23 protein-coding genes and 1 pseudogene are annotated in these 25,914 nt (G+C 69.0%); 7 read left to right on the top strand and 17 right to left on the bottom strand.

The features are described 5' to 3' along the window. Positions 1–14: 14 nt before the first annotated feature. The 7 genes from aceB to pflB form a co-directional block, all read right to left on the bottom strand. Positions 15–1,628 (bottom strand): malate synthase A, encoded by a 1,614-nt coding sequence (gene aceB / locus ATL42_RS04060; RefSeq protein WP_098454259.1) that lies wholly within the window; start codon positions 1,626–1,628, stop codon positions 15–17. A 118-nt stretch (positions 1,629–1,746) separates the two neighbouring features. Then, entirely contained in the window at positions 1,747–2,103 is a 357-nt protein-coding gene (gene uraH, locus ATL42_RS04055; RefSeq protein WP_098454258.1) for a hydroxyisourate hydrolase, read from the bottom strand. After that, positions 2,100–2,597 carry a 2-oxo-4-hydroxy-4-carboxy-5-ureidoimidazoline decarboxylase gene (uraD, locus tag ATL42_RS04050; protein WP_098454257.1) on the bottom strand — a complete coding sequence of 166 codons (498 nt, stop codon included), beginning with the start codon at positions 2,595–2,597 and terminating at the stop codon, positions 2,100–2,102. The genes uraH and uraD overlap by 4 nt, the downstream gene beginning before the upstream one ends. 12 nt (positions 2,598–2,609) lie before the next feature. Beyond that, positions 2,610–3,491 (bottom strand): HpcH/HpaI aldolase/citrate lyase family protein, encoded by an 882-nt coding sequence (locus tag ATL42_RS04045; RefSeq protein WP_098454256.1) that lies wholly within the window; start codon positions 3,489–3,491, stop codon positions 2,610–2,612. A 111-nt stretch (positions 3,492–3,602) separates the two neighbouring features. Continuing rightward, entirely contained in the window at positions 3,603–3,986 is a 384-nt protein-coding gene (locus ATL42_RS04040) for a VOC family protein (protein WP_098456311.1), read from the bottom strand. Positions 3,987–4,083: 97 nt separating this feature from the next. Beyond that, positions 4,084–5,049 carry a pyruvate formate-lyase-activating protein gene (gene pflA, locus ATL42_RS04035; RefSeq protein ID WP_098454255.1) on the bottom strand — a complete coding sequence of 322 codons (966 nt, stop codon included), beginning with the start codon at positions 5,047–5,049 and terminating at the stop codon, positions 4,084–4,086. Positions 5,050–5,162: 113 nt separating this feature from the next. Beyond that, complete coding sequence (pflB, locus tag ATL42_RS04030; RefSeq protein WP_098454254.1) at positions 5,163–7,445, bottom strand: formate C-acetyltransferase; 2,283 nt, start codon at positions 7,443–7,445, stop codon at positions 5,163–5,165. A 207-nt stretch (positions 7,446–7,652) separates the two neighbouring features. Between pflB and ATL42_RS04025 the strand changes: the two genes are divergently transcribed. Beyond that, positions 7,653–8,210 (top strand): pyridoxamine 5'-phosphate oxidase family protein, encoded by a 558-nt coding sequence (locus ATL42_RS04025; RefSeq protein ID WP_098454253.1) that lies wholly within the window; start codon positions 7,653–7,655, stop codon positions 8,208–8,210. Positions 8,211–8,256: 46 nt separating this feature from the next. On the opposite strand, the gene ATL42_RS04020 is transcribed toward ATL42_RS04025, so the two are convergent. Both ATL42_RS04020 and dxs read right to left on the bottom strand, forming a co-directional pair. Then, entirely contained in the window at positions 8,257–8,847 is a 591-nt protein-coding gene (locus tag ATL42_RS04020) for an adenylyl-sulfate kinase (RefSeq protein ID WP_211281775.1), read from the bottom strand. Then, the gene (dxs, locus tag ATL42_RS04015; RefSeq protein ID WP_098454252.1) at positions 8,844–10,784 is read right to left on the bottom strand and encodes a 1-deoxy-D-xylulose-5-phosphate synthase; all 1,941 of its coding nucleotides are present in this window, start codon (positions 10,782–10,784) and stop codon (positions 8,844–8,846) included. The genes ATL42_RS04020 and dxs overlap by 4 nt, the downstream gene beginning before the upstream one ends. A gap of 254 nt (positions 10,785–11,038) precedes the next feature. Between dxs and ATL42_RS04010 the strand changes: the two genes are divergently transcribed. The 4 genes from ATL42_RS04010 (at position 11,039) to ATL42_RS03995 (ending at position 15,001) form a co-directional block, all read left to right on the top strand. Further along, complete coding sequence (locus ATL42_RS04010; RefSeq protein ID WP_098454251.1) at positions 11,039–12,496, top strand: GuaB1 family IMP dehydrogenase-related protein; 1,458 nt, start codon at positions 11,039–11,041, stop codon at positions 12,494–12,496. Continuing rightward, complete coding sequence (locus ATL42_RS04005) at positions 12,493–13,209, top strand: NUDIX hydrolase (protein WP_098454250.1); 717 nt, start codon at positions 12,493–12,495, stop codon at positions 13,207–13,209. The genes ATL42_RS04010 and ATL42_RS04005 overlap by 4 nt, the downstream gene beginning before the upstream one ends. A gap of 141 nt (positions 13,210–13,350) precedes the next feature. Next, on the top strand, positions 13,351–14,082 hold the full coding sequence (locus ATL42_RS04000) for a type 1 glutamine amidotransferase (protein ID WP_098454249.1): 732 nt from the start codon (positions 13,351–13,353) through the stop codon (positions 14,080–14,082). Next, positions 14,075–15,001 carry an aminoglycoside phosphotransferase family protein gene (locus ATL42_RS03995; RefSeq protein WP_098454248.1) on the top strand — a complete coding sequence of 309 codons (927 nt, stop codon included), beginning with the start codon at positions 14,075–14,077 and terminating at the stop codon, positions 14,999–15,001. The genes ATL42_RS04000 and ATL42_RS03995 overlap by 8 nt, the downstream gene beginning before the upstream one ends. Positions 15,002–15,015: 14 nt before the next feature. Here the strand turns inward: ATL42_RS03995 and ATL42_RS03990 are convergent, their stop codons facing one another. The 4 genes from ATL42_RS03990 to ATL42_RS03975 all read right to left on the bottom strand — a co-directional run bounded on the left by ATL42_RS03990 (position 15,016) and on the right by ATL42_RS03975 (position 22,037). After that, a complete protein-coding gene (locus ATL42_RS03990; protein ID WP_098454247.1) occupies positions 15,016–15,444 on the bottom strand; it encodes a DUF1801 domain-containing protein in 429 nt (142 codons plus the stop codon). 134 nt (positions 15,445–15,578) lie between these two features. Then, a complete protein-coding gene (locus tag ATL42_RS03985) occupies positions 15,579–18,401 on the bottom strand; it encodes an aconitate hydratase (protein WP_098456309.1) in 2,823 nt (940 codons plus the stop codon). 231 nt (positions 18,402–18,632) lie between these two features. Next, positions 18,633–19,946 (bottom strand): class I SAM-dependent RNA methyltransferase, encoded by a 1,314-nt coding sequence (locus ATL42_RS03980; RefSeq protein WP_098454246.1) that lies wholly within the window; start codon positions 19,944–19,946, stop codon positions 18,633–18,635. A gap of 81 nt (positions 19,947–20,027) precedes the next feature. Continuing rightward, the gene (locus tag ATL42_RS03975; protein ID WP_098456308.1) at positions 20,028–22,037 is read right to left on the bottom strand and encodes an APC family permease; all 2,010 of its coding nucleotides are present in this window, start codon (positions 22,035–22,037) and stop codon (positions 20,028–20,030) included. Positions 22,038–22,176: 139 nt separating this feature from the next. Here ATL42_RS03975 and ATL42_RS03970 point away from each other — a divergent pair, with 139 nt between their 5' ends. Further along, positions 22,177–22,827: a potassium channel family protein gene (locus ATL42_RS03970; protein ID WP_098456307.1), complete on the top strand. Its 651-nt coding sequence runs from the start codon at positions 22,177–22,179 to the stop codon at positions 22,825–22,827. Next, positions 22,827–23,576 (top strand): potassium channel family protein, encoded by a 750-nt coding sequence (locus tag ATL42_RS03965; RefSeq protein ID WP_098454245.1) that lies wholly within the window; start codon positions 22,827–22,829, stop codon positions 23,574–23,576. Before ATL42_RS03970 ends, ATL42_RS03965 begins: the two co-directional genes overlap by 1 nt. On the opposite strand, the pseudogene ATL42_RS03960 reads toward ATL42_RS03965, so the two are convergent. From ATL42_RS03960 to dut, 4 genes and pseudogenes are all read right to left on the bottom strand, one after another. Beyond that, positions 23,530–24,069: pseudogene (locus ATL42_RS03960) on the bottom strand (DUF3159 domain-containing protein); the annotation flags it as partial. The gene ATL42_RS03965 and the pseudogene ATL42_RS03960 overlap by 47 nt on opposite strands. Before the next feature lie 140 nt (positions 24,070–24,209). Then, complete coding sequence (locus tag ATL42_RS03955) at positions 24,210–24,578, bottom strand: OB-fold nucleic acid binding domain-containing protein (protein ID WP_098454244.1); 369 nt, start codon at positions 24,576–24,578, stop codon at positions 24,210–24,212. Beyond that, positions 24,578–25,270 (bottom strand): DUF3710 domain-containing protein, encoded by a 693-nt coding sequence (locus tag ATL42_RS03950; protein WP_098454243.1) that lies wholly within the window; start codon positions 25,268–25,270, stop codon positions 24,578–24,580. Before ATL42_RS03950 ends, ATL42_RS03955 begins: the two co-directional genes overlap by 1 nt. Positions 25,271–25,378: 108 nt before the next feature. Next, positions 25,379–25,852: a dUTP diphosphatase gene (gene dut / locus ATL42_RS03945; RefSeq protein WP_245862088.1), complete on the bottom strand. Its 474-nt coding sequence runs from the start codon at positions 25,850–25,852 to the stop codon at positions 25,379–25,381. Between the last annotated feature and the right edge of the window lie 62 nt (positions 25,853–25,914).

Genomic DNA, 25,914 nt, shown 5'->3' with positions numbered 1-25,914 from the left:
CGAGGTCCGGCCGGTCACAGGCGGACGAGGAGCTCGTAGGCAGGCACCGTGAGGAAGTCCGTGTAGTCGTCGGAGAGGCAGATGTCCTCGACGAGCGCGGCAGCCAGCGCGTACACGCGCGCGAAGGCCGCTGCCCCCACCTCGGAGCGCAGGCGGTCGCACTCCTCCCCGAGGATCGACCGGACCAGCGCCGCGTCGACGGTCCGGCCGGTGTCCGCGAGCGTCACAGCATTGTGGATCTGCTGCCACACCTGCGACCGGGAGATCTCCGCGGTGGCGGCATCCTCCATGAGGTGATGGATCGCCACGGCGCCGTTCCCGGCCAACCACCCGGCCGTGTACGCCACGGCCACGTAGAGGTTGCTGCGCAGACCCTCTTCCGTGACCTCGCCGCCGGCCGACGCGACGTCGAGCAGCTGGTCGGCGGTGACCTCGACGTCCTCACGGAGCAGGCGCAGCTGGTTGGTCTCGTCACCGAGCACGTCGTCGAAGACCTCGCGGCAGGTGGCGACGAGGTCCGGGTGAGCCACCCAGGACCCGTCGAAACCGTCCGTCGCCTCACGGGTCTTGTCCGCACGGACCTTGGCGACGGCCTGCGCGGTGACCTCCGGCAGCGAGCGGTCGGGGATGAACGCCGCCATGCCGCCCATGGCGAACGCTCCACGCTTGTGGCACGTCCGCACGAGAAGATCCGTGTACGCCTTCATGAACGGCGCCGTCATCGTGATGCTCCCGCGGTCCGGGAGCACGAAGCCTTCGCCCGCGTCCCGGAAGTACTTGATGACAGAGAAGAGGTAGTCCCAGCGTCCCGCGTTGAGCCCCGACGCGTGCTCGCGCAGCTCGTAGAGGATCTCCTCCATCTCGAACGCGGCAGGGATCGTCTCGATGAGGATCGTGGCGCGGACCGTGCCCTGCGGGATCCCGAGCGCGTCCTGTGCATAGACGAAGACGTCGTTCCACAGGCGCGCCTCGAGGTGGCTCTCGAGCTTGGGCAGGTAGTAGAACGGGCCGGCGCCGTCCTGCGCGAGGCGAGCCGCGTTGTGGAAGAAGTGAAGACCGAAGTCGACGAGCGCACCGATCGCTGGGCGCCCGTCGAAGGTGATGTTGGCCTCGTCGAGGTGCCATCCGCGCGGACGGACGACGACGACAGCCAGGGGTGCGTCCTCTCGCAGGGCGTAGGCCTTGCCCTCGGCCGACGTGAAGGCGAGGCTGCCGCGCGCCGTGGCGAAGAGGTTGACCTGGGAGTCGACGACGTTCGACCACGTGGGCGAGCTCGCGTCCTCGAGGTCCGCGAGCCAGACCTTCGCCCCGGAGTTCAGCGCGTTGATCGCCATCTTCGCCGGGGACGCGGGCCCGGTGATCTCGACGCGTCGGTCGACGAGCGCGGCTGGCGCAGGAGCGACCGTCCAGTCCCCCGAACGGATGTCGGCGGTCTCCGGCAAGAAGTCGAGACGACCGGTCGCGGCAACCTGTGCACGGCGCTCACCGCGAACGACGAGGAGCTCGTCGCGCCGGTCAGCGAAGCGACGATGGAGCTCGGCGAGGAACTCCATCGCCTCCGGTACCAGGATGTCCTGCGCGCCAGCGACGTCGGACGGAAGGTGCTGGGGCCCGGAGCCGGAAGGCATAGAGATCGATGGGATAGAGCTCTGGGGCGTGAACATGGCTACTGCTGCTCCCTCGTCGGTGGCGCGCTGGTGCGGTGGGACATCTTAAGACATATGGAGCTCTGGCACGGGCGGCAGCTCAGCTTCCGCGGTAGCTGGAGAGCGCGAACGGGCTGACGAGGAGCGGCACGTGGTAATGCCTGCCGGTGGCGTCGACGGTGAAGACGACCGTGATGTACGGGAAGAACGTCTCGACGCCGCTGGCAGCAAAGTATGCACCGGTCTCGAAGGTGAGCCGATACGTCCCCGGAGCCAGCAGCTCCGGTCCGAGCCCGCGGACCCGTCCGTCGTCGTCGGTCACGCTGCGAGCGACGAAGGCCCAGCCCCCAGCGGTCCTGCCGTCGCCCTCCGCGCGCTCGAGCACGATCTCGACACCGGCTGCCGGCGAGCCCGTCGTCGTGTCGAGCACGTGCGCTGTCACGTGAGAGACCGTCATGCCGTCACCGTCCGGCTCAGACGCAGGACGGCGATCTCTCGCAGCTGTTCGGCGACGACCCGGTCCTCGACCTCGACCGGGTTGTCCAACCGCGTGCGGAGCGCAGCCACGATCTCCTCCGGGCCGCGGCCGGCTGCCCGGATGAGGAAGACCCGGTCGAACCGCCGCTCGTACGCCTCGTTGCCGTCGCGCAGAGCGCGCGCCACGCTCTCGTCGAGGCGATCGACTCCACCCTGCTCCGCTTGCGACATCGCCGCCTCCGCACCGGAACCGGGCGCGCGCTCGCCGATCCGCGGGTGGTGCGCCAGCGCGCGGTCCACCTCGTCGTCTGTCAACGGCTCGGCGGCTGATCGCGCGCGCCCGAGGAGATCCTCGGCCGACGCGTAGGGTCTGCCGGTCAGGATCTCGTCGATCCACCGCTCGATATCGAGGCACGGGCGCAGCACGACGGCGCCGTGGTCACGGTCGGCAGCGTTGAACTCTGCGAGGAGCACTGGCGGCCGCCGTCAGACAGGGCTGACGTCGAACGCTTCGGCCAGGGTGACGATCTTGCGCGCTCGCCCCAGCCGGGGCAGGTCGCTGCCGTCCCTGATGACCTCACCTCGCGCACGGAAGTCTGCGAGGAAGTCGTACGCCCACGTCACGTCGGTGCGCATCGGGCTGATCACCTCGTTGACGACCGGGGCCTGGTCGGCCGTCAGGCACAGCTTCCCCGTCATGCCCATCATGACCGTCACGCCGGACTGCTCTCGCAGCACCGGGTGGGACTCCCCCACCGTCGGCCCGTCGATCGGTCCGGGCAGCCCGCCGACACGGCTCGCGACGACGAGCCTGGCCCGCGGGTAGGCCATCGCCTCTTTGTCCGCGCTCATCCCGGTGTCCCGACGGAAGTCGCCGCTCCCGAACGCGAGCCGGAACGTCCCTGGCGCCTTCGCGATCGAGGTCGCGTCCTCGATCCCCTGCGCAGACTCGACGAGCGCCACGATGCGCACGTGCGACCCGAGGATCGCATGGGTGCGCGCGACCTGGCCCGCGTCCTCGGTCTTGGCGAGCATGATCCCGAGGAGCCCGGTGGCGCCGCGCAGGTCGCGCAGGTCCTCTTCCCAGAACTCGGTGGTGGCGTCGTTGACGCGCACCCAGGCCTCGCCGCCTGAGGCGAGCCAACCGGAGACGACACCTCGCGCCTCGCGCTTGCGCGACGGATCGACAGCATCCTCGATGTCGAGGATCACAGCGTCAGCCGAGGAGCGTGCCCCCTGGTCGATCCGCTCGAGGTCGGTCCCGGGGACGAGGAGCCAGGAGCGCGCCAGGTCGGCCGGCACGGGTCGGCGAACGATCCCGCCGGTGTCTGGAGGGCCGGCCTGCTGGAGTCCTTGCGCGTCGCTCATCGTCGTCCCTCGTGTTGCTGTCGACCGGGCGACGCTCGTCGCCCCGCACGGTCACCGTCTCTGCAGGCACGGCGTCTCTGCAGGCACTGTACCGTCGCGGAGCGTCCCGACTCAGATGAGGACACGGTTCGTCGTGTGCTGCAGCACGATGCCGTTGCCGTCGGGGTCGTTGAAGGTCGCGAAGCGCCCCCACGCCTGCTCCTCGATCGGCGTCTCGAAGACGACGCCGTCGCGCGAGAGACGCTCGACGTCGCCGTCGAGGTCGTCTGTCTCGAGCACGATCCCCTTGAGGTCGCCCGGCTTCATCGTCGGGAACCATGTCACGAGCGTGATCGCAGTGGAGCCTCGCGGAGGAGCGAGCTGCACCCATCGCATCTCAGGGGTGACCTGCTGGTCGCCGAGCACCTGGAACCCGAGGACGTCGCGATAGAAGTCTCGCGAGCGGTCCTGATCGGTGACCGGTACAGAGAAGAGCTGGATCTCGGTGATAGCCATGACCCCCACCCTGCCAGGTCAGGAGCACTCAGGCACGTCGGTCTCCTGCGCGGTCCCTGACGACCGGTCCTGCCGTGCTGACCGGGTGGGAGACGGCTCAGAAGACGGAGAGCCCGCGCGCCCGGAAGATGTCACGGACCTGTTCGGTCTCCTCGTTGGTCGGCGGGGGCGTGTCCTCGAGCTCGTAGCGCATCCCGAGGCTCGCCCACTTGTCGCGGCCCATCTGGTGGAACGGCAGCACCTCGAGCCGAGTGACGGTCGGGAGCGTCGCTGCATAGTCTGCGACAGCCTCGATGTTCGCCGTGTCGTCGGTGAGCCCAGGGACGAGGACGAACCGGACCCAGATCTCGATGCCCTTGTCGGCGATCCGACGCCCGAAGTCGAGGGTGGGCTGCAGGTCGCGGCCCGTGACCTTCTTGTACGTGTCCGGGTCGCCGCTCTTGACGTCGAGCAGGACGAGGTCGATCGTCTCGAGCATCTCGTCGGTGCATGCCGCACCGAGGTATCCGGACGTGTCGATCGTCGTGTGGATCCCGGCGGCCTTCGCACCCGCGAGGATGGTCGCGGCGAACGTCGGCTGCATGAGAACCTCACCACCGGAGATCGTCAGCCCGCCACCGGTCGAGGTGAAGACCGGCTTGTACCGGAGGATGCGCCGCAGGAGCTCCTCCGACGTGATCGTCTCCCCGTTCTTCATCTGCATCGTGTCGGGGTTGTGGCAGTAGAGGCACCGCAGCGGGCAGCCTGAGAAGAAGACGGTCATGCGCGTGCCGGGCCCGTCGACAGCGGTGACGAGCTCCCACGAGTGGATCGAGCCGAGCGTTCCTGCGCGCATCTGCGCGAACTTGTCGCTGCGGTCGAGCGCCGTGACCTCGAGACCCTCGGTTCCCACACCGGTCGCCCGGTGCTCGGGCGCCTCGAAGTCCTTGTCGCCGAGGATAGCGGCGGTGGTCGCCGCTGCGCTCTCGGCAGGTGACGGGCTCGTGGCAACAGCGTCTCCCACCAGGTCGAGAGCGCACGCGCTCCCGGCGATCGGGACGATCGGGACGACTCTGCTGCTCATGGGGAACCTTCCGGAGCTGGAGCTGGTGCTGGAGCTGGGCGGTGGTGATGAAGCCGGTGGCTGCTCGCAGGACGAGCAGCCACCGACGGACGCCCTCTAGCGAGGGCGGCGGCTCACGCCGACTGGTGGAACGTGCGGGAGAGGATGTCCTGCTGCTGCTCACGCGTCAGCTTGACGAAGTTCACCGCATAGCCCGAGACGCGAACCGTGAGGTTCGGGTACTTCTCGGGGTTCTCGATCGCGTCCTCGAGGGTGTCACGGTTGAGGACGTTGATGTTCGCGTGGAACAGCCCCTGGCCCATGCCTGCGTCGAGGATGCCGACGAGGTTCTTGACCTGCTCGTCCTTGGTCCGGCCGAGCCCGCTCGGGGTGATCGTGTTCGTCAGCGAGATGCCGTCGAGCGCGTCGTTGTAGTCGAGCTTGCCGACCGAGAGCATGGAGGCGACCATCCCGTGGGTGTCCATCCCGTTCTCCGGGTTGGCTCCCGGGGAGAAGGGCTCGCCCTTGCGGTGACCGGACGGGAACGACCCGGTGGCCTTGCCGTAGACGACGTTGGACGTGATCGTCAGGACCGACTGCGTCGGCACCGCGTCGCGGTACGTCGGCAGCGCGCGGATCTTGTCCATGACGGTCTTCACGACGAGGGCGGCGATGACGTCGGCGCGGTCGTCGTCGTTGCCGTAGACCGGGAACTTGCCCTCGGTCACGTAGTCGACGACGAGTCCGGTCTCGTCGCGCACCGGGGTGACCTTCGCGTACTTGATCGCCGAGAGGCTGTCAGCGACGATCGACAGGCCGGCGATGCCGCACCCGAGGGTCCGCACGATCACGTCGTCGTGGAGCGCCATCTCGACGGCCTCGTACGCGTACTTGTCGTGGCTGTAGTGGATGATGTTCAGCGCCTCGACGTACGTGCCCACGACCCAGTCGAGCATCGCGTCGTACTTGGCCCAGACCTCGTCGTAGTCGAGCGGGGCGTCGCTCGTGATGGGCTCGAAGCCCTTGACGACCTGCTTGCCGCTCATCTCGTCGCGTCCACCGTTGACGGCGTAGAGCAGGCTCTTGGCCGCGTTGACGCGTGCGCCGAAGAACTGCATCTGCTTGCCCACGCGCATCGGGGAGACGCAGCAGGCGATCGCGGCGTCGTCGCCCCAGTGGTTACGGATCTGGGAGTCGGACTCGTACTGGACGGCCGAGGTCTCGATGCTGATCGCGGCGCAGAGGTCCTTGTATCCCTGGGGCAGCTTGTCGTCCCAGAAGATCGTGATGTTGGGCTCAGGCGCCGGGCCGAGGTTGCGCAGCGTCTGCAGGAGGCGGAACGAGGTCTTGGTGACGAGCGTGCGGCCGTCGTCTCCGAAGCCGGCATCCGACCACGTGGCCCAGTACGGGTCGCCAGAGAAGATCTGGTCGTAGTCGATGGTGCGCAGGAACCGGACGATGCGGAGCTTGAGAACGAGAGCGTCGATGTACTCCTGCGCTTCGACCTCCGTGAGGGTGCCTTCGGCGAAGTCGCGCTCGACGTAGACGTCGAAGAAGGCCGAGAGCCGGCCGAAGCTCATCGCGGCGCCGTCCTGGGACTTCACGGCGGCGAGGTAGCCGAAGTACGTCCACTGGACGGCTTCCTTGGCGGTCGCCGCGGGGCGACCGAGGTCGAACCCGTACTGCTCACCGAGGTTCTTGAGCTTCTTCAGCGCCTTGATCTGCTCGGAGTGCTCTTCGCGGTAGCGCGCCCAGTTCTCAGAGAACGGCTGGTCTGCGGTGGCGTCCTTGTCTTTGAGCTTCTCGGCGATGAGGAAGTCGACGCCGTAGAGAGCGACGCGGCGGTAGTCACCGATGATCCGGCCGCGCCCGTAAGAGTCCGGGAGGCCCGTGATGATGTGGGAGGAGCGTGCTGCGCGGATGCGCGGGGTGTAGATGTCGAAGACGCCTTCGTTGTGCGTCTTGCGGTACTTGGTGAAGATCTCCTTGACCTGAGGGTCAGGCTCGAGGCCTGCCTCCTTGATCGCGGTCTCCACCATGCGCCAGCCACCGTTGGGCATCATCGCACGCTTGAGCGGGACGTCCGTCTGGAGCCCGACGACGACGTCGTCGTCAGCGCTGATGTAGCCGGCGGGGAAAGCGTCGATGTCCGCTGGCGTGTGGGTGTCGACGTCATAGACGCGCTTGGCGCGCTCGACGGAGAGGAAGTCCTTCTCGAGGGTGTCCCAGACCGCGAGGGTCTTCGCCGTCGCTCCTTCGAGGAAGGTCGCGTCGCCCTCGTACGGGCGGTAGTTGCGCTGGATGAAGTCGCGCACATCGACGGCATCGGTCCACGGTCCTTCAGTGAACCCGCGCCAGGGCTGGGGAGTCTCGGCACTCGTCGGGGTGGTCGAGGTGCCGTCTGCTGTGGTGGTCATCGCCGTCTCCTAGGTCCTGCCTGATCAGAGGTGATCTTGTTCTTCACACTACGAGTGCATTGATGGGACGACTTGGGACCTAAGGCCCTCAGAGGTCCGCGCAGGTGCGTCGTGCGTCACAGCCGTGCTCTCTAAATCATGAGGCCGGAGAATTCTCCTCCGTGAGACGTAAGTCACTTGCGGACGCTTTCATCGTACGCTTTCCCGATGGGCACAGTCGTAGACAGCATCGATGCTGACCTCTCCCTGTGGATCGGTCAGCAACACATGTTCTTCGTCGCCACGGCACCGTCCAGCGTCGACGGTCACGTGAACGCCAGCCCGCGCGGCCTCGACTCGTTCTCGGTCCTTGGTCCCACGCGCGTCGGCTGGGTCGACCTCACCGGCAGCGGCGTCGAGACGATCGCGCACCTGCGAGACAACGGACGCGTCTGCATCATGTTCTGCTCGTTCGACGCCCGTCCGCGGATCGTGCGCCTGCACGGTCGCGGCCGGGTCGCCGAGCCCGGGACGACCGAGTTCGACGAGGTCGCTGTGCTCCACCCGGCGCACACCGGCACCCGAGCCATCGTCGTCGTCGACGTGACGCGGGTGAGCGACTCCTGCGGCTGGGGCGTACCCGTCATGGACCACGTCCGCGAGCGCGACGTGATCGAACCATGGAGCGTGAAGAAAGGGACCGACGGGCTCGTCGCCTACCGCGAGCAGAAGAATGCCCGGAGCATCGACGGGCTCCCGGGTCTGCCCGAGACCGTCGCCGGTTGACGCCGTCAGGCTGTCGCGCCGACCGTCCGGAGCTCGGTGGGGCCGGTCACACCCAGACGGTCGGGTCGGTCTCCGCCGTGCGGGCCGTGCTCCACCCGGTCAGGGCGACGACGTCGGCAGCAACCTGCTCCACCGTCCGCCCGGTCGTGTCGAGGCGCGTCACCCACTCAGGTGCCCTCAGCTCCAGCTCCGCCCTGCGCGCGACGCTGCGCTCTAGGTGGACGTCGAGCTCGCTCCCCTGCTCACGCTGGCGCAGCCGGTCGCGCACGCTGCTCTCCGTGGCCCCGAGCAGCACGGCCACGACCTCTGCGTCGGAATCCACGGCCGTTGCCAGCTCGACGGTCTCGAGGACGCTCACGGTGTTGACGTAGACGAGGCGCCGCTGGCCCGCAGCCCGGTAGGTCTCCCACACCTTGGCAAGGTTCGTCGTGGTGAACCAGTCCCGGTCACTCTCCCCCGGATCGGGATAGCTCGCGTCGAGGTTGTCGCCGTCGACCAGCGCATGCGCGATCCGCGCGCGAGAGAGCAGCGCGCTCACCTCGAACGCGACGGACGTCTTGCCTGTGCCGCTCGCTCCACCGACGAACAGCACCTGGGCCCGACCCGAGGGCAGAGCCTCGCCTGGAGCCTGCCTCATCCTTGACGCGATCGCGCCAGCCAGTCGATGGCGTCCCGTGCGACGTCCGGCGCAGTGAGCCTGTTGGCGGTGACGATCTGGTCGCGCGACGCATGGTCGAGGAACGCTGTCGGGAGGCCGACCGTCAGCACAGGGGTCCCGACGCCCGCTGCGAGCACCCGCTCGCCGAGCAGCGCGCCGATGCCGCCTTCCGCCAGCCCGTCCTCGAGGGTCACGACGAGCTCGTGCTCACCGGCGAGCTTCGTCAGCACGGGCGGCATGGGCAGAACCCACGTGGGCGACACGACAGTGGCCGTCACGCCGTGCGCGGCAAGGATGTCGCAGACCTCGAGCGCGGTGGTCGCCATGGACCCGATGCCGACGAGGAGAACCCGCCGCGGGGAGGTGCTCGACCCGTCCGGTGCGGGAAGAACCACCGGAGCATCCGAGCCGCTCTGCTCGACGTCCGTCCGGCGGACGACGTCGACGCCGTCGAGGACGTCGACCGCAGGGATCGCGTCGCCGACCGGTCCCTTGGGGTAGCGGACCACGCTCGGGGCGTCGTCGATGTCCATCGCCGAGCGCAGTGCGGCGCGGAGCGTCTCCTCGTCCCGAGGCGCAGCGAGGTGCAGGCCCGGCACGATGCGCAGCATGGCCATGTCCCACATGCCGTTGTGGCTGGCACCGTCGTCCCCGGTGATGCCGGCCCGGTCGAGGACGAAGGTCACGCCGGCCTTGTGGAGCGCGACGTCCATGAGCACCTGGTCGAACGCGCGGTTGAGGAACGTCGCGTAGAGCGCGACGACAGGGTGCAGGCCTGCGAACGCCATCCCGGCCGCGGACGTGGCAGCGTGCTGCTCCGCGATCCCGACGTCGAACGTCCGCCCCGGGAACTCCTTCTCGAACGGCGCGAGGCCCACAGGAGCGAGCATCGCGGCCGTGATGGCGACGACGTCGGGGCGGGCGCGGCCGATCGTGACGATCTCGTCGGCGAACACCTTCGTCCAACCGAAGCGCGACGGCGCGAGAGGCAGCCCGGTCTCCGGGTGGATGCGCCCCACGGCGTGGAACCGGTCGGCGACGTCCTGCTCCGCCGGGGAGTAGCCCCGCCCCTTCTCGGTGATCACATGGACGAGCACGGGCCCGCCGAACGCGCGGGCCCGCACGAGCGATCGCTCGACAGCCTCGATGTCGTGACCGTCGACGGGGCCCACGTACTTGATGCCGAGATCCTCGAACATCCCCTGCGGGGCTACGACGTCCTTGATGCCCTTCTTCAGCCCGTGGAGCGCGTCGTAGGCAAAGCGACCCGGCAGGCCCGAGCGCCGCAGCGTCCGCTTGCCCCAGTCGAGGAACGTCTCGTAGCCGCGGGTGGTGCGCAGCGTGTCGAGGTGGTGCGCCATGCCGCCGATGGTCGGCGCGTACGAGCGGCCGTTGTCGTTGACGATCATGATGAGGCGCCGGTCGTGGCCGGCCGCGATGTTGTTCAGCGCTTCCCAGGCCATCCCGCCGGTCAGGGCGCCGTCACCGATGACAGCGACCACGTGGCGGTCCGTCAGCCCGCGCACGACGTTCGCCTTGGCGATCCCGTCCGCCCAGCTGAGCGCCGTCGACGCGTGCGAGTTCTCGACGACGTCGTGGACGGACTCCGACCTGCTGGGATAACCGGACAGCCCGTCACGTGTCCGCAGGTCACCGAACGACTGTCGCCCCGTGAGCAGCTTGTGCACGTAGGACTGGTGGCCCGTGTCGAAGATGAACGTGTCCTTCGGAGACGAGAAGACACGGTGCATGCCGATGGTCAGCTCGACGACCCCGAGGTTGGGACCGAGGTGCCCTCCGGTCCGCGAGACCGACTGGACGAGGAACTCACGGATCTCGGCCGCCACCTCGACAGACTCTGTCGGGGTGAGCCGACGCAGGTCGTCGGGCGACTGGATGTTCTCCAGGAGTCCCATGGCATTCCTCCTTGTTGCAGCAGCGCCCACAATCGTCGCCGACCAGGAGCGCGCACACGTGATCGTGCGGCGAGCACGGAGATCTACTCTATAAGTCGGACGGCCACCCCTGCGACGCGGGCCGGGTCACAGGGGCCAAGCCGTACAGGACCCAGCCCCCTCACGCACAGGATCCACACGGGCACGGTGCCTGCCCGGAGGCTCCGCACACCGACGTGAGCCGACGGCGTCGTCCATCTTCGTAGACTGGCCGCATGCGCTTCCTCGACGGGCACCTCCCCCCACACGACCTCACCTACGGGGACGTCTTCCTCGTCCCCTCCCGCTCCGACGTCACGTCCCGCTTCGACGTCGATCTCGCGAGCGCGGACGCGACCGGCACGACGATCCCGATCGTCGTGGCGAACATGACCGCGGTCTCCGGACGGCGGATGGCGGAGACGGTGGCTCGCCGCGGCGGCATGGCCGTCATCCCGCAAGACATCCCGACGGACGTCGTCGCCGACGTCGTCGCCAGCGTCAAGGCGAAGGACACGGTCGTCGAGAGCCCCGTGACCGTCATGCCGACCGACACGGTGCACACCGCGATCACGCTCATCGGCAAGCGCGCCCACGGAGCCGCGGTCGTCGTCGACGCCGCCCGACGACCGGTCGGGATCGTCTCCGCTGCCGACTGCCTCGGCGTCGACCGGTTCACCCAGGTCCGCCAGGTCATGACGCCAGACCCGACACTCATCGACGCCTCGGTCCTCACCTCAGACGGGACCGACGGTCTGCGCAGCGCGTTCGACCAGCTCTACGCGACGCGCCGACGCCTCGCACCCGTCGTGCGCGACGGAGAGCTCCTCGGCGTGCTCACACGGACCGGTGCCCTGCGCTCGAGCATCTACCGCCCCGCGGTCGACACGGCCGGACGGCTGCGCGTCGCCGCTGCCGTCGGCATCAACGGCGACGTCGCAGCGAAGACCGCCGAGCTCCTCGACGCAGGTGTCGACGTCATCGTCGTCGACACGGCCCACGGACACCAGACGAAGATGATCGCGGCGCTGGCTGCGGTCCGGTCGGTCTCCCCCCGTGTCCCGATCGTCGCCGGGAACGTCGTCACCGCACGAGGGGTCGAGGACCTCGTCGAAGCGGGCGCCGACATCGTCAAGGTCGGCGTCGGTCCAGGCGCGATGTGCACCACCCGCATGATGACCGCCGTCGGCCGGCCCCAGTTCTCCGCCGTGCTCGAGTGCGCCGCCCGCGCCCGCGAGCTCGGCGCGCACGTCTGGGCCGACGGTGGCGTGCGCCACCCGCGCGACGTCGCCCTCGCCCTCGCGGCCGGCGCGTCGCAGGTGATGGTCGGGTCGTGGTTCGCCGGCACGCACGAGAGCCCGGGCGACCTCCACGACGACGGCAGCGGACGCCTCTACAAGGAGAGCTTCGGCATGGCCTCGGCCCGCGCGGTCGCCGCTCGCAACGCGGGCGGCAGCCCGTTCGAGCGCGCCCGCAAGGCGCTCTACGAGGAAGGCATCTCCTCGTCGCGGATGTACCTGGACCCGCAGCGCCCCGGCGTCGAGGACCTCATCGACCAGATCACGTCCGGCCTGCGCAGCGCGTGCACCTACGCGGGGGCGCGCACCCTCGAGGAGTTCACCGAGACTGCCGTCGTCGGCGTCCAGTCAGCAGCAGGGTACGACGAGGGCCGACCGCTGCCGACCGGCTGGTGACGCAGACGTCGCCGGCCGCCCCGGACGCCGTCCGGGCGCGTCTCGACGCCCTCGTCCGGCTCGGGATCGACTGGGGGGCCGGGCGCGGGCGCGTCCCCCGGAGCGCACCCGACTCGCGAGCGGTCCCTGGTCCGCGATCGGCAGCAGCACAAGCGGTGCGTCCCGCAGCGGTCCTCGTCCTCTTCGGTGCGCTCGAGGGACGCGCCGGGCACGACCCCGGCGACATCGACGTGCTCCTCGTCGAGCGCGCGGCATCGCTCGGCCACCATCCGGGGCAGATCGCCTTCCCCGGAGGCAGGCTCGACCCCGACGACACGGGCCCGGTCGGCGCGGCTCTCCGGGAAGCGACGGAAGAGACCGGTCTCGACGCCGACGGGGTCGAGGTCGTGGGGACCCTGGCAGGGCTGCCGCTCCCGGTGAGCAACCATCTCGTCACCCCGGTGCTCGGGTGGTGGGCCCGCCCGTCACCGGTCGGGGTGGTCGACCACGGCGAGTGCGCAGCAGTCTTCCGCGTCCCGGTGAGCACGCTCCTCGATCCCGAGAACCGTCGGCTCGGGAGGGTGACGCGCGGCCGTTCGTCGTTTGACAGCCCGGCGTTCGTCGTCGAGGACCGTGTCGTGTGGGGCTTTACCGGGATCGTCCTCGACCGTGTGCTCGACGGGCTGGGGTGGGCCCTCCCCTGGGAGCGCCGGCTCCTCGACATCCCGGTCTGACCTGCACGCACCGAGCGCATAGCCTGGACAGATGGACTACATCCCCTCCCGCTCCTGCGCGCCGGCCCCCGGTGGGTCTGACGCGTCCCCACTCCTTCGCGTCGGCGACGACCGCCGACCGGGCATCTCGGTCGCCACGCTGTGAGCGGCCAGGAGGTCCTCGTCGTCCAGCACGCTGCGTGGGAGGGGCCCGGGCTCGTCGGGCGAGCCCTCGAGGCGCGCGGCATCCCGTGGCGGTCCGTCACCCTGGTCGACAAGGTCGCCCCGGAGGTCCCTGACATCGCCTCGCTCGCTGGTCTTGTGGCCATGGGTGGCGCGATGGGAGCGCTCGACGACGCGCAGCACCCTGGTCTCGCTGCAGAACGACAGCTCCTCGCAGCGTCGACCGAGGCAGGCGTCCCCGTCCTCGGCGTGTGTCTCGGCATGCAGCTGCTGGCTGTCTCCCTCGGCGGCACGCTGCACTCCGGCGCTGGTCGGGAGGTCGGATTCGGGCCCGTCGCGCTCACGGGCGCCGGGATCCGCGACCCGTACCTCTACCCGCTCTGCGTCGACGCGACGCCCGACCCCTCGGTGGTGCACTGGCACTCAGACGCCGTCGATGCACCACCGGGCGCCACCGTGCTGGCCTCGAGCGTCCAGACCCCTGTGCAGGCGTTCCGCGCCGGGAGTGCCGTGGGGATGCAGTTTCATCTGGAGCTCGACCACCCGATGCTCCGCACGTGGATGGACCAGCCGGACATGGCAGCAGACCTCCAGGCGGGCGAGGCGGAGAGGCTGGCCGAAGACGCTGCCGCTCGTTTCCCCAGCCTGGTCCCCCGTGCGCTCGTGTGCTTCTCCGCGTTCGCCGAGGCTGTCGAGTCCTGGCGTGGCTGACAAGCCTGCGGCCGAGGTCCGCATCGACACGGATCTCATCAGGAGGCTCCTCTCCGAGCAGCGGCCTGACCTGTCCCACCTTCCCCTGCGGCTCGCGGGCGAAGGCTGGGACAACGCGACGTGGCGGCTCGGTCCAGAGCTTGCCGTCCGTCTTCCGCGTCGAGCCGCGGCATCGGAGCTCGTCAGGCACGAGCAGGACTGGCTCCCGCGTCTTGCGGCGCACGTCGACGTCGGCGTCCCGGTCCCGGTGCACCGCGGCACGCCCAGCGGCGACTACCCCTGGCACTGGAGCGTCGTCCCCTGGTTCGACGGTGTGCCTGCGGGCGTCGTTCCCCTCGCGGGGCGCGACGCCGCCGCGCCCGGTCTGGCCCGTTTCGTCGAGCAGATCCACCGCCCTGCGCCGGCCGATGCCCCGATCAACCCGTTCCGAGGAGGCGACCTCTCGAGCCGCTCGGCGACAGTGCTCGATCGTCTCGCCGTCATCGACCACGAGCGGGCTGCCGAGGCGCTCGCTCTGTGGACGGACCTCAGCGCGACCCCGCCGTGGACCGGGCCGCCGGTCTGGATCCACGGCGACCTGCACCCCTTCAACATCCTGCTCGAGACGCACGAGACGCATCCTGTCCAGGCGCTCGGGCTCGGCGCCGTGATCGACTTCGGCGACGTGACAGCAGGCGACCCCGCGACCGACCTCGCCACGGCCTGGCTGACGTTCGGCCCGGTGGGTCGCGACGACTTCGTCCGGTCCGTGACGCACCGCTGCGGGACAGACGTCGCGACCTGGCGCCGTGCCCGCGCGTGGGCCGTGGCCATCACGACCGGGCTGCTCATGCACAGCGACGACGACGCGCTGTTCGCCTCCCTCGGGCGCACCGCGCTCGACCAGGCGCTCGACGACGCAGCGCCCGGTGGGTGCTGATCGCTCGGACCCTTCTACCGCTCGGCCGGCCACCGCTCTGTCACGTTCCGGTAGGAGGCTGTGACGATCTCCTCGAGGACACCGACGTCGACCGCAGAGAGCCGCTTGATGTACAGGCACGAGACGCTCGTCGTGTGCGGGCCCAGTCGCGCGAGCCGCTCGGCGTGGCCAGCGAAACCCTCAGCGACGTAGACCGTCGTCGCAGCCTTGCGTGGTGAGAAGCTGGCTGCGGCCGCGTCCCCCTGGTTCCCCGTCGGGTAGACGTAGTGGTACGACCCGAAACCCACGATCGACGGACCCCACATCCTCGCCGGCTGGCCGGTGACGCGCTCCATCATGCGCTTGAGCGTCCGTGCGTCGTCGCGTCGCACCTCGTTCTCGACCGAGGCGATGAAGGCATCGACGTCTGCGGTCGTCGGGACGGTCTTCGGCGTGATGGACATGCTTCATCCTGCCTCGCACCGTCGGCCGCGTCACGCTGCCCCGCCGGGTGAACGACAGCGGGCGCCCTCCGGAGAGGGCGCCCGCCGCAGCAGCACTCATGTCGAGGCGTCAGCCCAGACGTCGGTGAGCCTGGTCAGCTGTTGACCAACGACCGCAGCACGTACTGGAGGATGCCGCCGTTGCGGTAGTAGTCCGCCTCACCCGGGGTGTCGATGCGCACGACGGCGTCGAAGGCGACGACAGTACCGTCGGCGCGGGTCGCCGTCACTGCGAGCGTCGACGGCGTCGAGCCGTCGTTGAGCGCCGTGACGCCAGCGATGTCGAACGTCTCCGTCCCGTCGAGCCCGAGCGAACCAGCCGACTCCCCGACGGGGAACTGCAGCGGGAGGACGCCCATGCCGATGAGGTTCGAGCGGTGGATCCGCTCGAAGCTCTCGGTGATGACCGCGCGGACGCCGAGGAGCGCCGTGCCCTTGGCCGCCCAGTCACGCGACGAGCCGGAGCCGTACTCCTTGCCACCGAGGATGACGAGCGGGGTGCCCTGCGCCGCGTAGTCCTGCGCCGCGTCGTAGATGAACGACTGCTCGCCCTTGACGAAGTTGAACGTGTAGCCGCCCTCGACGTCCGTGAGGAGCTGGTTGCGCAGGCGGATGTTCGCGAAGGTCCCGCGGATCATCACCTCGTGGTTCCCACGACGTGAGCCGTAAGAGTTGTAGTCCTTGCGGTCCACACCGTTCTCGGCCAGGTAGTCGGCCGCGGGCGTGCCCGGCTTGATGGCACCAGCGGGGCTGATGTGGTCGGTCGTGACCGAGTCGCCGAGCTTGGCCAGGACGCGTGCGCCCACGATGTCCGTGACCGGCGCCGGCGTCATGCTCATGCCGTCGAAGTACGGGGGCTTGCGCACGTACGTGGACTCGGAGTCCCAGGCGAACGTCTTGCCCTCGGGCGTCGTCAGCGCACGCCACTGCTCGTCGCCCGCGAAGACGTCGGCGTAGTCCTTGGTGAACATCCCCCGGTTGATGGACGTGTCGATCGTGTCCTGGACCTCGTCCGCCGAGGGCCAGATGTCCGCGAGGAACACGTCGGCGCCGTCAGGCGTCTGCCCGAGCGGCTCGTTCTCGAAGTCGAAGTCCATCGTCCCGGCCAGCGCGTACGCGATGACGAGCGGCGGGGACGCGAGGTAGTTCATCTTCACGTCGGGGTTGATACGCCCCTCGAAGTTACGGTTCCCCGAGAGGACGGAGACGACCGAGAGGTCGTGCTCGTTGACGACCGCCGAGATCTCCTCTGGCAGCGGGCCCGAGTTGCCGATGCACGTCGCGCAGCCGTAGCCGACGAGGTGGAAGCCGAGCTTCTCGAGGTACGGCCACAGCTCGGCCTTCTCGTAGTAGTCGGTGACGACCTTGGACCCGGGCGCCATCGACGTCTTGACCCACGGCTTCGCGACGAGGCCCTTGTCGACGGCCTTCTTCGCGAGCAGGCCAGCAGCGAGCATGACCGACGGGTTGGACGTGTTGGTGCACGAGGTGATCGAGGCGATGACGACAGCACCGTGGTCGATCTCGGTGACGGTCCCGTCCGCGAGCGTGACCGGGGTCCGCTTGTGCGGCCGCTTCGCGCTGTCGCCGTCCGGCACGTGGGCCGGGGCGTCGCTCGCGTCCGCGTGCTCGCCTGCAGCGATCGGGTCCGAGGCAGGGAACGTCTCCGCGACGGACTCGTCGAGCCCGGTGAACTCGGCGGCCGCGTCGGCGTCGACGTAGTCGAGGATCGTCGTCGCGAAGGACTTCTTCGCGTCCGTGAGCTCGATGCGGTCCTGCGGGCGCTTGGGGCCGGCGATCGAGGGGACGACCGTCGAGAGGTCGAGCTCGAGGTACTCCGAGAAGATCGGCTCCGTGTAGCCGTCGACCGTCGGGTCGTGCCAGAGGCCCTGCTCCTTGGTGTACGCCTCGACGAGCGCCAGCTGCTCCTCGCTGCGGCCGGTGAGGCGCAGGTAGTCCATCGTCACGCCGTCGATCGGGAAGATCGCCGCCGTGGATCCGAACTCAGGGCTCATGTTGCCGATCGTGGCGCGGTTCGCGAGCGGGACCGCTGCGACGCCTTCCCCGTAGAACTCGACGAACTTGCCGACGACGCCGTGCTGGCGCAGCTGCTGCGTGATGGTGAGCACCACGTCGGTCGCGGTGACGCCCGAGGGGATCTCGCCCGTGAGCTTGAAGCCGACGACGCGCGGGATGAGCATCGAGACGGGCTGTCCGAGCATGGCGGCCTCGGCCTCGATGCCACCGACGCCCCAGCCGAGCACGCCGAGGCCGTTGACCATCGTCGTGTGCGAGTCGGTGCCGACGCACGTGTCGGGGTAGGCGCGCAGGTTACCGCCCACCTCGCGCGTCATGATGACGCGCGCGAGGTACTCGATGTTCACCTGGTGCACGATGCCGGTGCCCGGCGGGACGACCTTGAAGTCGTCGAACGCCGTCTGGCCCCAGCGCAGGAACTGGTAGCGCTCACGGTTGCGGATGTACTCGAGGTCGACGTTGCGCTGGAACGCGTCCGCGCGGCCGGCGACGTCGATCTGCACGGAGTGGTCGATGACCATCTCGGCGGGAGCCAGCGGGTTGATCCGCGTGGGGTCGCCACCGAGCTCGGCGACGGCCTCACGCATGGTGGCGAGGTCGACGATGCACGGAACACCGGTGAAGTCCTGCATGATCACGCGGCCTGGCGTGAACTGGATCTCGGTGTCGGGCTCCGCTGCGGGGTCCCAACCTGCGACGGCGCGGACGTGGTCCGCGGTGATGTTGGCACCGTCCTCCGTGCGCAGGAGGTTCTCGGCGAGGATCTTGAGGCTGAACGGGAGGCGCTCGGCGCCTGGTACTGCTGAGAGTCGGTAGATCTCGTACGAGGCGTCTGCTACCTCGAGAGTTCCCTTCGACCCGAACGTGTCGACGCTGCTCACGAACGCTCCTTCTGTGGTGATGAGTCTGGTGACGACCACCGGAGACGTGCTGACGTGCCCGTCTCCCCGGTCGGCACTCTCGTGCACGGACCGCCGCCCAGCCTACGCCGGGCGGCCGGCGAGGCCAGCGGTACGGTGCGCTCGCTGGCCTTGCCTTCTCGGATAATCATAGCGCACATATCTTGACGTCAAGATACTTTGGGAGACCTTTGTCCCCCGCACCGACCTCGGTCAGCGCGTGAGGACCGCCACGCACTCGACGTGGTGCGTCGTCGGGAACAGGTCGAACGCGCGCAGGCTCTCGAGGCTGTACCCCGACTCCGCGAGGTAGGCGATGTCTCGTGCGAGCGCCGCAGGATCGCAGGCGACATACACGATCCGCGCCGGAGAGAGCGTCACGATCTCGGCGATCGTCCGCTTTCCGGCACCGGTGCGAGGCGGGTCGAGCACGACGACGTCTGCCCCACCGATCGCACCGTGCCCTGCAGTGCGCAGCACCCGCTCCACGGCCCCGTGATGGATCTCGACCTGCTCGAGGTCGTGCGCGTTGCGCCGGGCATCCTTCGCCGCCCGCTCGTCGCCCTCGATGGCGATGACGCGTCCAACCACCCCTACCGCGTGAGCGAGAGGCACGGTGAACAGGCCTGCACCCGAGTAGAGGTCGAGGACGGTGGCGTCTGTGAGATCTCCCGACCCGCCCCGGGCTGCGTCGAGCACGACCTGGGCAAGGAGCGAGGGCGCCTCGCGGTGCACCTGCCAGAACCCGTCTGCCGCGACGCGATAGCTGTGCTCCACGCCGTCGACCGTCGCCGTCTCCGTGACCGAGCGGCGCGCGTTCGGACGGTTGTCGACGTGCCCGCTGCGCACGACCGCGTCGTCGACGAGAACGATCGCGTCCGTACCGTTCGCCGGAGCGATGATCTCGATGCGCGCTCCCGCGTGCCAGCGGCGCGCGAAGACCTTCTCGGCCGCCGCGGCAGCAAGCACCTCAGGCGTCGCGAGCGGCATCGTGGCGAGCGGCACGATGTCGTGCGAGCGGAACTTGCGCATCCCTGCGCGGCCGTTCTCGTCCGCGACGAGATCGATGCGCGTGCGCCAGCCCAGGCCACCGAGCGCGCCGTCCCCCGGAGCCGCCTCGACGACGACCTCGCGATCGAGGTGAGCGATCCTGCGGAGCTGTTCCTCGACGACGCCGGCCTTCCAGCGACGCTGCGCCTCGAGCGCGACGTGCGCAAGCTCGCCACCGCCCACACCGTCAGCACCAGCCTGCGGCCATGCGGAGCGCACGCGGTCGGGGGACGGCTCGAGGATCTCGATCGCGTCAGCGCGCCAGAACTTCGACGTCTCGCCAGAGTCCGTCAAGCGCGCCATGACCCGTTCCCCCGGGAGCGTGTGCCGGACGAAGATCACGCGCCCCTCGTGGCGAGCGACACAGTGTCCACCATGGGCGATCGACCCGATCTCGAGCTCGACGAGCTCGGCGGGCGCAGCGGGCTCGCGAGGGTCGGCGGGGTCGGCGGTCAGAGCGTCAGAGTTGGTAGGCACGGTCCCAGTATCCCCTGCGCCACGGCGCAACCCGTCGCCCACGACCGCGCGACCGGGCGCATGTTGCGCGGATGCCGCGCCTCAGTAGCCTCGCGGCAGCTTCTTGGCCACGTACGCCGTGCCCTCCAGACCGGTCTGCCCGGCGGACGACGCCAGCTGCCACGGGACAGACGCGACGACGACGCCCGGGGTGAAGAGCAGGCGACCCTTGAGACGCAGAGCACTCTGGTTGTGCAGGAGCTGCTCCCACCAGTGACCCACGACATACTCCGGGATGTACACGACGACCAGGTCACGAGGACTCTCTCGACGGATCGACCGGACGTAGCCGAGGATCGGCCGCGTGATCTCCCGGAAGGGCGAGTCGAGGATCCGCAGCGGGACCGGCAGGTCGAGCTTCTCCCAGCGGGCGGTCAGACGCGCCACGTCCTCGGGATCGACACCGACCGTCACTGCCTCGATGGTGCTCGGCCGCGACGCCCGAGCGTAGGCGACGGCACGGAGAGTCGGCTTGTGCAGCTTGGACACGAGCACGATCGCGTGGACCCTGCTCGGCAGCGCACGGTCGGCTCCTGGCTCGTCGCTCAGCTCGAGCTCGCGGGAGACGGTGTCGTAGTGCTTGCGGATCGACTTCATCAGCACGAACACGACCGCCATCGCGAGGATGGCGATCCACGCACCGTGGGTGAACTTCGTCACGAGGACGATGACGAGCACGGTACCGGTCATCGCGAGGCCGAAGCCGTTGACGACGCGGGAGCGCAGCATCTGCCGGCGGGCCGACGGGTCGGTCTCCGTGCGCAGCCGCTCGGTCCAGTGCCGCACCATCCCGAGCTGCGACAGGGTGAACGACACGAACACGCCCACGATGTAGAGCTGGATGAGGCGCGTGACCTGCGCGTCGAACGCCCAGATGAGGACGATCGCACCTGCGGCGAGCGTGAGGATCCCGTTCGAGAAGGCGAGACGGTCGCCACGGGTGTGGAGCTGGCGCGGCAGGTATCCGTCCTTCGCGAGGATCGACCCGAGCACAGGGAAGCCGTTGAACGCCGTGTTCGCGGCGAGGATGAGGATGATGCCCGTCACCAGGGAGACGGCGTAGAACGCCGGGGGGAAGCCCCGGAAGATCGCCTCGGCGAGCTGCCCGATCACCGGGTGCTGGACGTAGTCCACCGGCAGCGCTACCCCACCGTCGGTCAGCTGCTCGTGAGGGATCTCGGCATAGTGCACCTGCGTGACACGAGCCAGGAAGAGGATGGTGAGGATCATCGCGGCGGAGATGAGTCCGAGGAGCGCGAGGGTCGTCGCCGCGTTGCGCGACTTCGGCTTCTGGAACGCTGGCACACCGTTGCTGATCGCCTCGACACCTGTGAGCGCAGCACAGCCAGACGCGAAGGCCCGGGCGATGAGGAAGGCCCCGGCTGCACCCGTGAGCCCCTGATCGAAGCTCGGCTGTGCGATGAGCTCGAACCCCGAGCTCTCCGCCAGAGGCAAGTTCCCGGCGGCGTAGCGGAAGAACCCGACGACCGCCGTCACTCCGATCGCGAACATGAACAGGTACACAGGGATCGCGAACAGGCGCCCTGACTCCTTGACCCCGCGCAGGTTCGCGAGCGTGAGCATCATGACAAGACCGACCGCGAACAGCGCCTCGTGGTCCCGCAGGGCCGGGATCGCGCTCGCCGCGTACTGGGCGCCGGACGAGATCGAGACAGCGACGGTGAGGACGTAGTCGACCATGAGTGCGCTCGCGACACCGACCCCCGCGCTCGGGCCGAGGTTCTTCGTCGCGACCTCGTAGTCGCCACCGCCCGACGGGTACGCGTGGACGTTCTGCCGGTAAGAGGCAACCACCGTGAGGAGGACGACGACGACGACGAGGCCGACCCACGGGGAGATCGCTGTCGCGGTGAAGCCTGCGACCGCGAGCGTCAGGAGGATCTCGTCGGGCGCGTACGCCACCGACGACAGAGCGTCCGAGGCGAAGATCGGCAGAGCGATCCTCTTCGGCAAGAGGGTGTGGCCCAGGCGGTCGCTACGGACCGGACGGCCGAGCAGCAGGCGCTTGGTGGCATCGACGATTTCCGGCACGTTGAGCAATGCTAGGCCTACTTGTGCGCTTCCGAGCCTCACGTGGCGGTGAAGTTCTCAGCGAGGCTTGTCCAGGGACCTGTCGGATATACCTGGAGACGAACCTGGTATAGCGTTCCCGACTGTGCACTTCGTCATCATGGGATGCGGGCGGGTCGGAGCGACGCTCGCCCAGTCGCTCGAGAACTACGGCCACTCGATAGCGATCATCGACCAGAACGCCGAGGCGTTCCGTCGACTTTCACCCGATTTTGGTGGGAAGAAGGTCACGGGGCTCGGATTCGACCGCGACACCCTCGGGCATGCCGGGATCGAGGAAGCCTACGCGTTCGCCGCGGTCTCCGACGGTGACAACTCGAACATCGTCGCGGCCCGGGTCGTCCGCGAGACCTTCGGCGTCGAGAACGTCGTCGCACGGATCTACGACCCTCGCCGGGCCGAGATCTACCAGCGGCTGGGCATCTCCACCGTCGCGACCGTGCGCTGGACCGCAGACCAGGTCTTGCGCCGGATGCTGCCGATGGGGGCGACCGACGAGTACCGTGACCCCTCCGGACAGATCCGGCTGTGCCAGGTCGACATCCACGCCGGATGGTACGGGCGCTCTATCCGCACCATCGACGAGGCTACCGGCGCGAAGAGCGCGTTCGTCACGCGTTACGGCGACGGGCTCATCGTGAGCCCAGACACGATCCTTCAAGAGAACGACATCCTCCACGTGCTCGTCCACACGGACGACGCTCCGACGATGGAACGTGTCTTGACCCACGCACCCAAGCTGGAGAACTGATGCGCGTCGTCATCGCCGGAGCCGGCTCGGTCGGTCGGTCCATCGCTCGTGAGCTGCTCGCGAACGACCACGACGTCACGCTCATCGACCGGCAGCCGACCGCTATGCGCGTCGCCCAGGTCCCCGACGCCGACTGGTTGCTCGCCGACGCGTGCGAGCTCCCGACCCTCACCGAGGCCAAGGTCGACGAGTGCGACGTCATCGTCGCCGCCACCGGTGACGACAAGGCGAACCTCGTCATCTCGCTGCTGGCCAAGACGGAGTACGGCGTCCCACGGACGGTCGCCCGGGTGAACAACCCCAAGAACGAGTGGATGTTCGACGAGTCGTGGGGCGTCGACGTCGCTGTCTCGACGCCGCGGATCATGACCGCGATGGTCGAAGAGGCCGTCTCGATCGGCGACCTCGTGAAGATCTTCACGTTCCACCAGTCCGGTGCTGGGATCCTCGAGATCACTCTCCCGGAGGACTCCCCCCTCACCGGGCACCGGGTCGGTCAGATCGTCTGGCCCACGGACACCGTGCTCGCGGCGATCGTCCGCGGCACCCTGCCGATCGCGCCCAGCGCCGACGACACCCTCGAGGTCGGCGACGAGCTGCTCATCGTCGCGGGGCCGGAAGCGTCTGAGCTGGCGCTGCAGGCGATGCTGGTCGGCGCACCAGGACCCACGTCCCCCACAGCACCAGACCCCACAACGGGATCCCCATCACCAGCCGCGCAGTCCCCAGCCAGCCCACCTGGTGCATGACGTAGAGCGGGACCTGGACCACGAGACGGACCGCGAACAGGCCCACCCACAGCCAGGTCGCGAGCATGTAGCGGCGCATGAGGGGCAGGTCGCGGCGCCACGCGGTCGACCACACCGGAGCGGGGGCGGTCTCCGCCTCCGGCTCGCTCGTCGCGGGCTCCTGGGTCGTGGGGCTCCCGAACCCTGCCCGCAAGCCCTCGATGACCAGACCGACGACGGGCCACCGCAGCACGGTGGTCACGAGCAGGACCACGAGGTACACGACGTTAGTCCACAGGCCCACGACGAAGTAGTCGCTCGCCTCACCTGACTTCCACGCCCAGAAGACACCGATCGCGACGCCCAGGAGCCCTCCGAACGCCTGCGTCAGCGGGGTGCGCTGGAGGAGCCGCGCGATGACGGCGAGGACGGCGATAGACATCGACGCGACGAGCGCAGGGCTGAGCTCCCTCGTCACGACGAACACCACCACGAAGACGAGTCCTGGAGCCATGGACTCGACCACGCCGCGGACACCCCCGACGGAGCTCAGGACAGAGAACTCGTCCTCCGTGAGCGAGCGCAGCCCGGTGGCCGGCGCTGCGTCTGTCGCGGGAACCTCCTCGGTGGACTCTGGGGACTCCATCGAACGGCTCACTCTCCCGGCCGAGCGCGCAGCTCGTACCGCGGGTTGTAGATCATCGGGCGACCGCCCATCAAGCACACGAGACCCTCAGCACGGATCCGACGACCAGGCTCGATGCCCGCGATACGACGACGACCGAGCCAGACGAGGTCGACGCTGGCCGAGCCGTCGAACAGCTCTGCCTCGAGCGCGGGGACGCCCTGACGCGGGCGCAGGATCACGGACCGAACGACTCCGGAGACGACCACGCGTTCGCGGTTCCCAGCAGTCGCGACAGAGGTGCAGCCCACCTGTGCCGAGGAGTCCGAACGCTCCTCGTCCGCAGCGATCTCCTCTTGCGACGCAAGCATGGAGTGCATGGCGGTCTTGATGTTCATCAGTGGATCTCGGTGATCTCTGGACCACGTGTCAACGGGTCGAGCGTCGGCTCGCTGGGGGTCGTGGCGGCAGGGGCGGCTCCACCGGGAAGAGCGAGCGCGAGGAGGTCACGCGGGGGCCGGGCATCGTCACCGCGGAGGACGACCGTCCCACCGAAGACGGCCTCGAGCTCGAGGGCCGCCTCCACGTCGATCGCTGCCCGGCCGCTGACGACACCGCGCAAGAACCACCGAGGGCCGTCGAACCCGATGAACCGTGCTGGTCGGTGGCCTGTGCGCCCGTCCGGGGTCCGCGCGGGAAGGCGGGCGAGAAGCTCACGACCGAACGTCCCAGGGACGTCGTCGACCGAGCCGCCCTGCTTGACGACAGACTCCGCGATCTCGGCCCGGATCTCGTCCCAGATGCCCTCACGACGTGGTGCGGCAAAGGCCTGGATCTGGAGAGCCGACCCGTTGAGCGCGATACCGACGCCTGTCACGCGCTGGGTCTTCTCGTCGACCTCCATGCGCACCTCCATGCCCTGGACACCAGGAACCCAGAGCGAGCCGAGGTCGATCCGCGCACCGCGCTCGGGCACCTCAGAGACGTCCCACGGGCCCTGGTGCGAGGCGGGAGCCGTGTCGACGGCTGCGTCGCTCGCGTCGGGACCGTCTGCAGCCGCTGCCTTGGGACTGCGTCGAAACAGAGCCACGGGTTTGTCTCCTTCAAGTGTGCGCCAAGCGCGATCCGCCGAGCGGGACCACAGTAGACGCTTCGTGATCGTCTCGTGACAACACTAAGCCGATCTGAGTGCGGGACCCTACTCTTGCGCTCCGGGCGAACCGGCCCACCCACCGCTGGAACCGAAGCCGCCCGTGCCGCGCGCGGACCCGGGAAGGCGTTCTGCCTCGACGAAGCGAGCGTGCGCGACCTCTTGGACGACGAGCTGGGCGATGCGGTCGCCGCGGACGAGGACGATCGGCTCGTGAGGGTCGGAGTTGTAGAGCGTCACGCTGATCTCGCCGCGGTAGCCCGCGTCGACGGTCCCGGGTGCGTTGAGGATCGTCAGACCGTGCCGTGCAGCCAGGCCGGAGCGTGGATGGACGAACGCTACGTAGCCGTCAGGGAGCGCGATCGCGATGCCCGTGGGAACGGTGCGTCGCTCGAACGGAGCGAGCACGACGCCCACGGTGGTCACGAGGTCCGCACCTGCGTCGCCCGGGTGCGCGTAGGCGGGGAGCGGCACCTCGGGGTCGAGCCGGGTGATGAGAACTTCTGGAGAGCGCGTGGTCACGCTAGGAGACTCTAGCGGCCCTCGCAGCCCTGGCAGCCCGATTCGCCCTGGCAGCCCGATTC

Source organism: Sanguibacter antarcticus (assembly GCF_002564005.1).
GTDB classification, from domain to species: Bacteria; Actinomycetota; Actinomycetes; order Actinomycetales; family Cellulomonadaceae; genus Sanguibacter; species Sanguibacter antarcticus.
This window is presented reverse-complemented; position numbering and strand designations above follow the sequence as displayed.

Bases quoted from the DNA above. Each gene is read 5' to 3' on its own strand.
- aceB (WP_098454259.1), bottom strand. From the start codon at position 1,628: ATGCCTTCCGGCTCCGGGCCCCAGCACCTTCCGTCCGACGTCGCTGGC.
- uraH (WP_098454258.1), bottom strand. From the start codon at position 2,103: ATGACGGTCTCTCACGTGACAGCGCACGTGCTCGACACGACGACGGGC.
- ATL42_RS04045 (WP_098454256.1), bottom strand. From the start codon at position 3,491: ATGAGCGACGCGCAAGGACTCCAGCAGGCCGGCCCTCCAGACACCGGC.
- ATL42_RS04040 (WP_098456311.1), bottom strand. From the start codon at position 3,986: ATGGCTATCACCGAGATCCAGCTCTTCTCTGTACCGGTCACCGATCAG.
- pflA (WP_098454255.1), bottom strand. From the start codon at position 5,049: ATGAGCAGCAGAGTCGTCCCGATCGTCCCGATCGCCGGGAGCGCGTGC.
- pflB (WP_098454254.1), bottom strand. From the start codon at position 7,445: ATGACCACCACAGCAGACGGCACCTCGACCACCCCGACGAGTGCCGAG.
- ATL42_RS04025 (WP_098454253.1), top strand. From the start codon at position 7,653: ATGGGCACAGTCGTAGACAGCATCGATGCTGACCTCTCCCTGTGGATC.
- ATL42_RS04020 (WP_211281775.1), bottom strand. From the start codon at position 8,847: ATGAGGCAGGCTCCAGGCGAGGCTCTGCCCTCGGGTCGGGCCCAGGTG.
- dxs (WP_098454252.1), bottom strand. From the start codon at position 10,784: ATGGGACTCCTGGAGAACATCCAGTCGCCCGACGACCTGCGTCGGCTC.
- ATL42_RS04010 (WP_098454251.1), top strand. From the start codon at position 11,039: ATGCGCTTCCTCGACGGGCACCTCCCCCCACACGACCTCACCTACGGG.
- ATL42_RS03990 (WP_098454247.1), bottom strand. From the start codon at position 15,444: ATGTCCATCACGCCGAAGACCGTCCCGACGACCGCAGACGTCGATGCC.
- ATL42_RS03970 (WP_098456307.1), top strand. From the start codon at position 22,177: ATGGGATGCGGGCGGGTCGGAGCGACGCTCGCCCAGTCGCTCGAGAAC.
- ATL42_RS03965 (WP_098454245.1), top strand. From the start codon at position 22,827: ATGCGCGTCGTCATCGCCGGAGCCGGCTCGGTCGGTCGGTCCATCGCT.
- ATL42_RS03955 (WP_098454244.1), bottom strand. From the start codon at position 24,578: ATGAACATCAAGACCGCCATGCACTCCATGCTTGCGTCGCAAGAGGAG.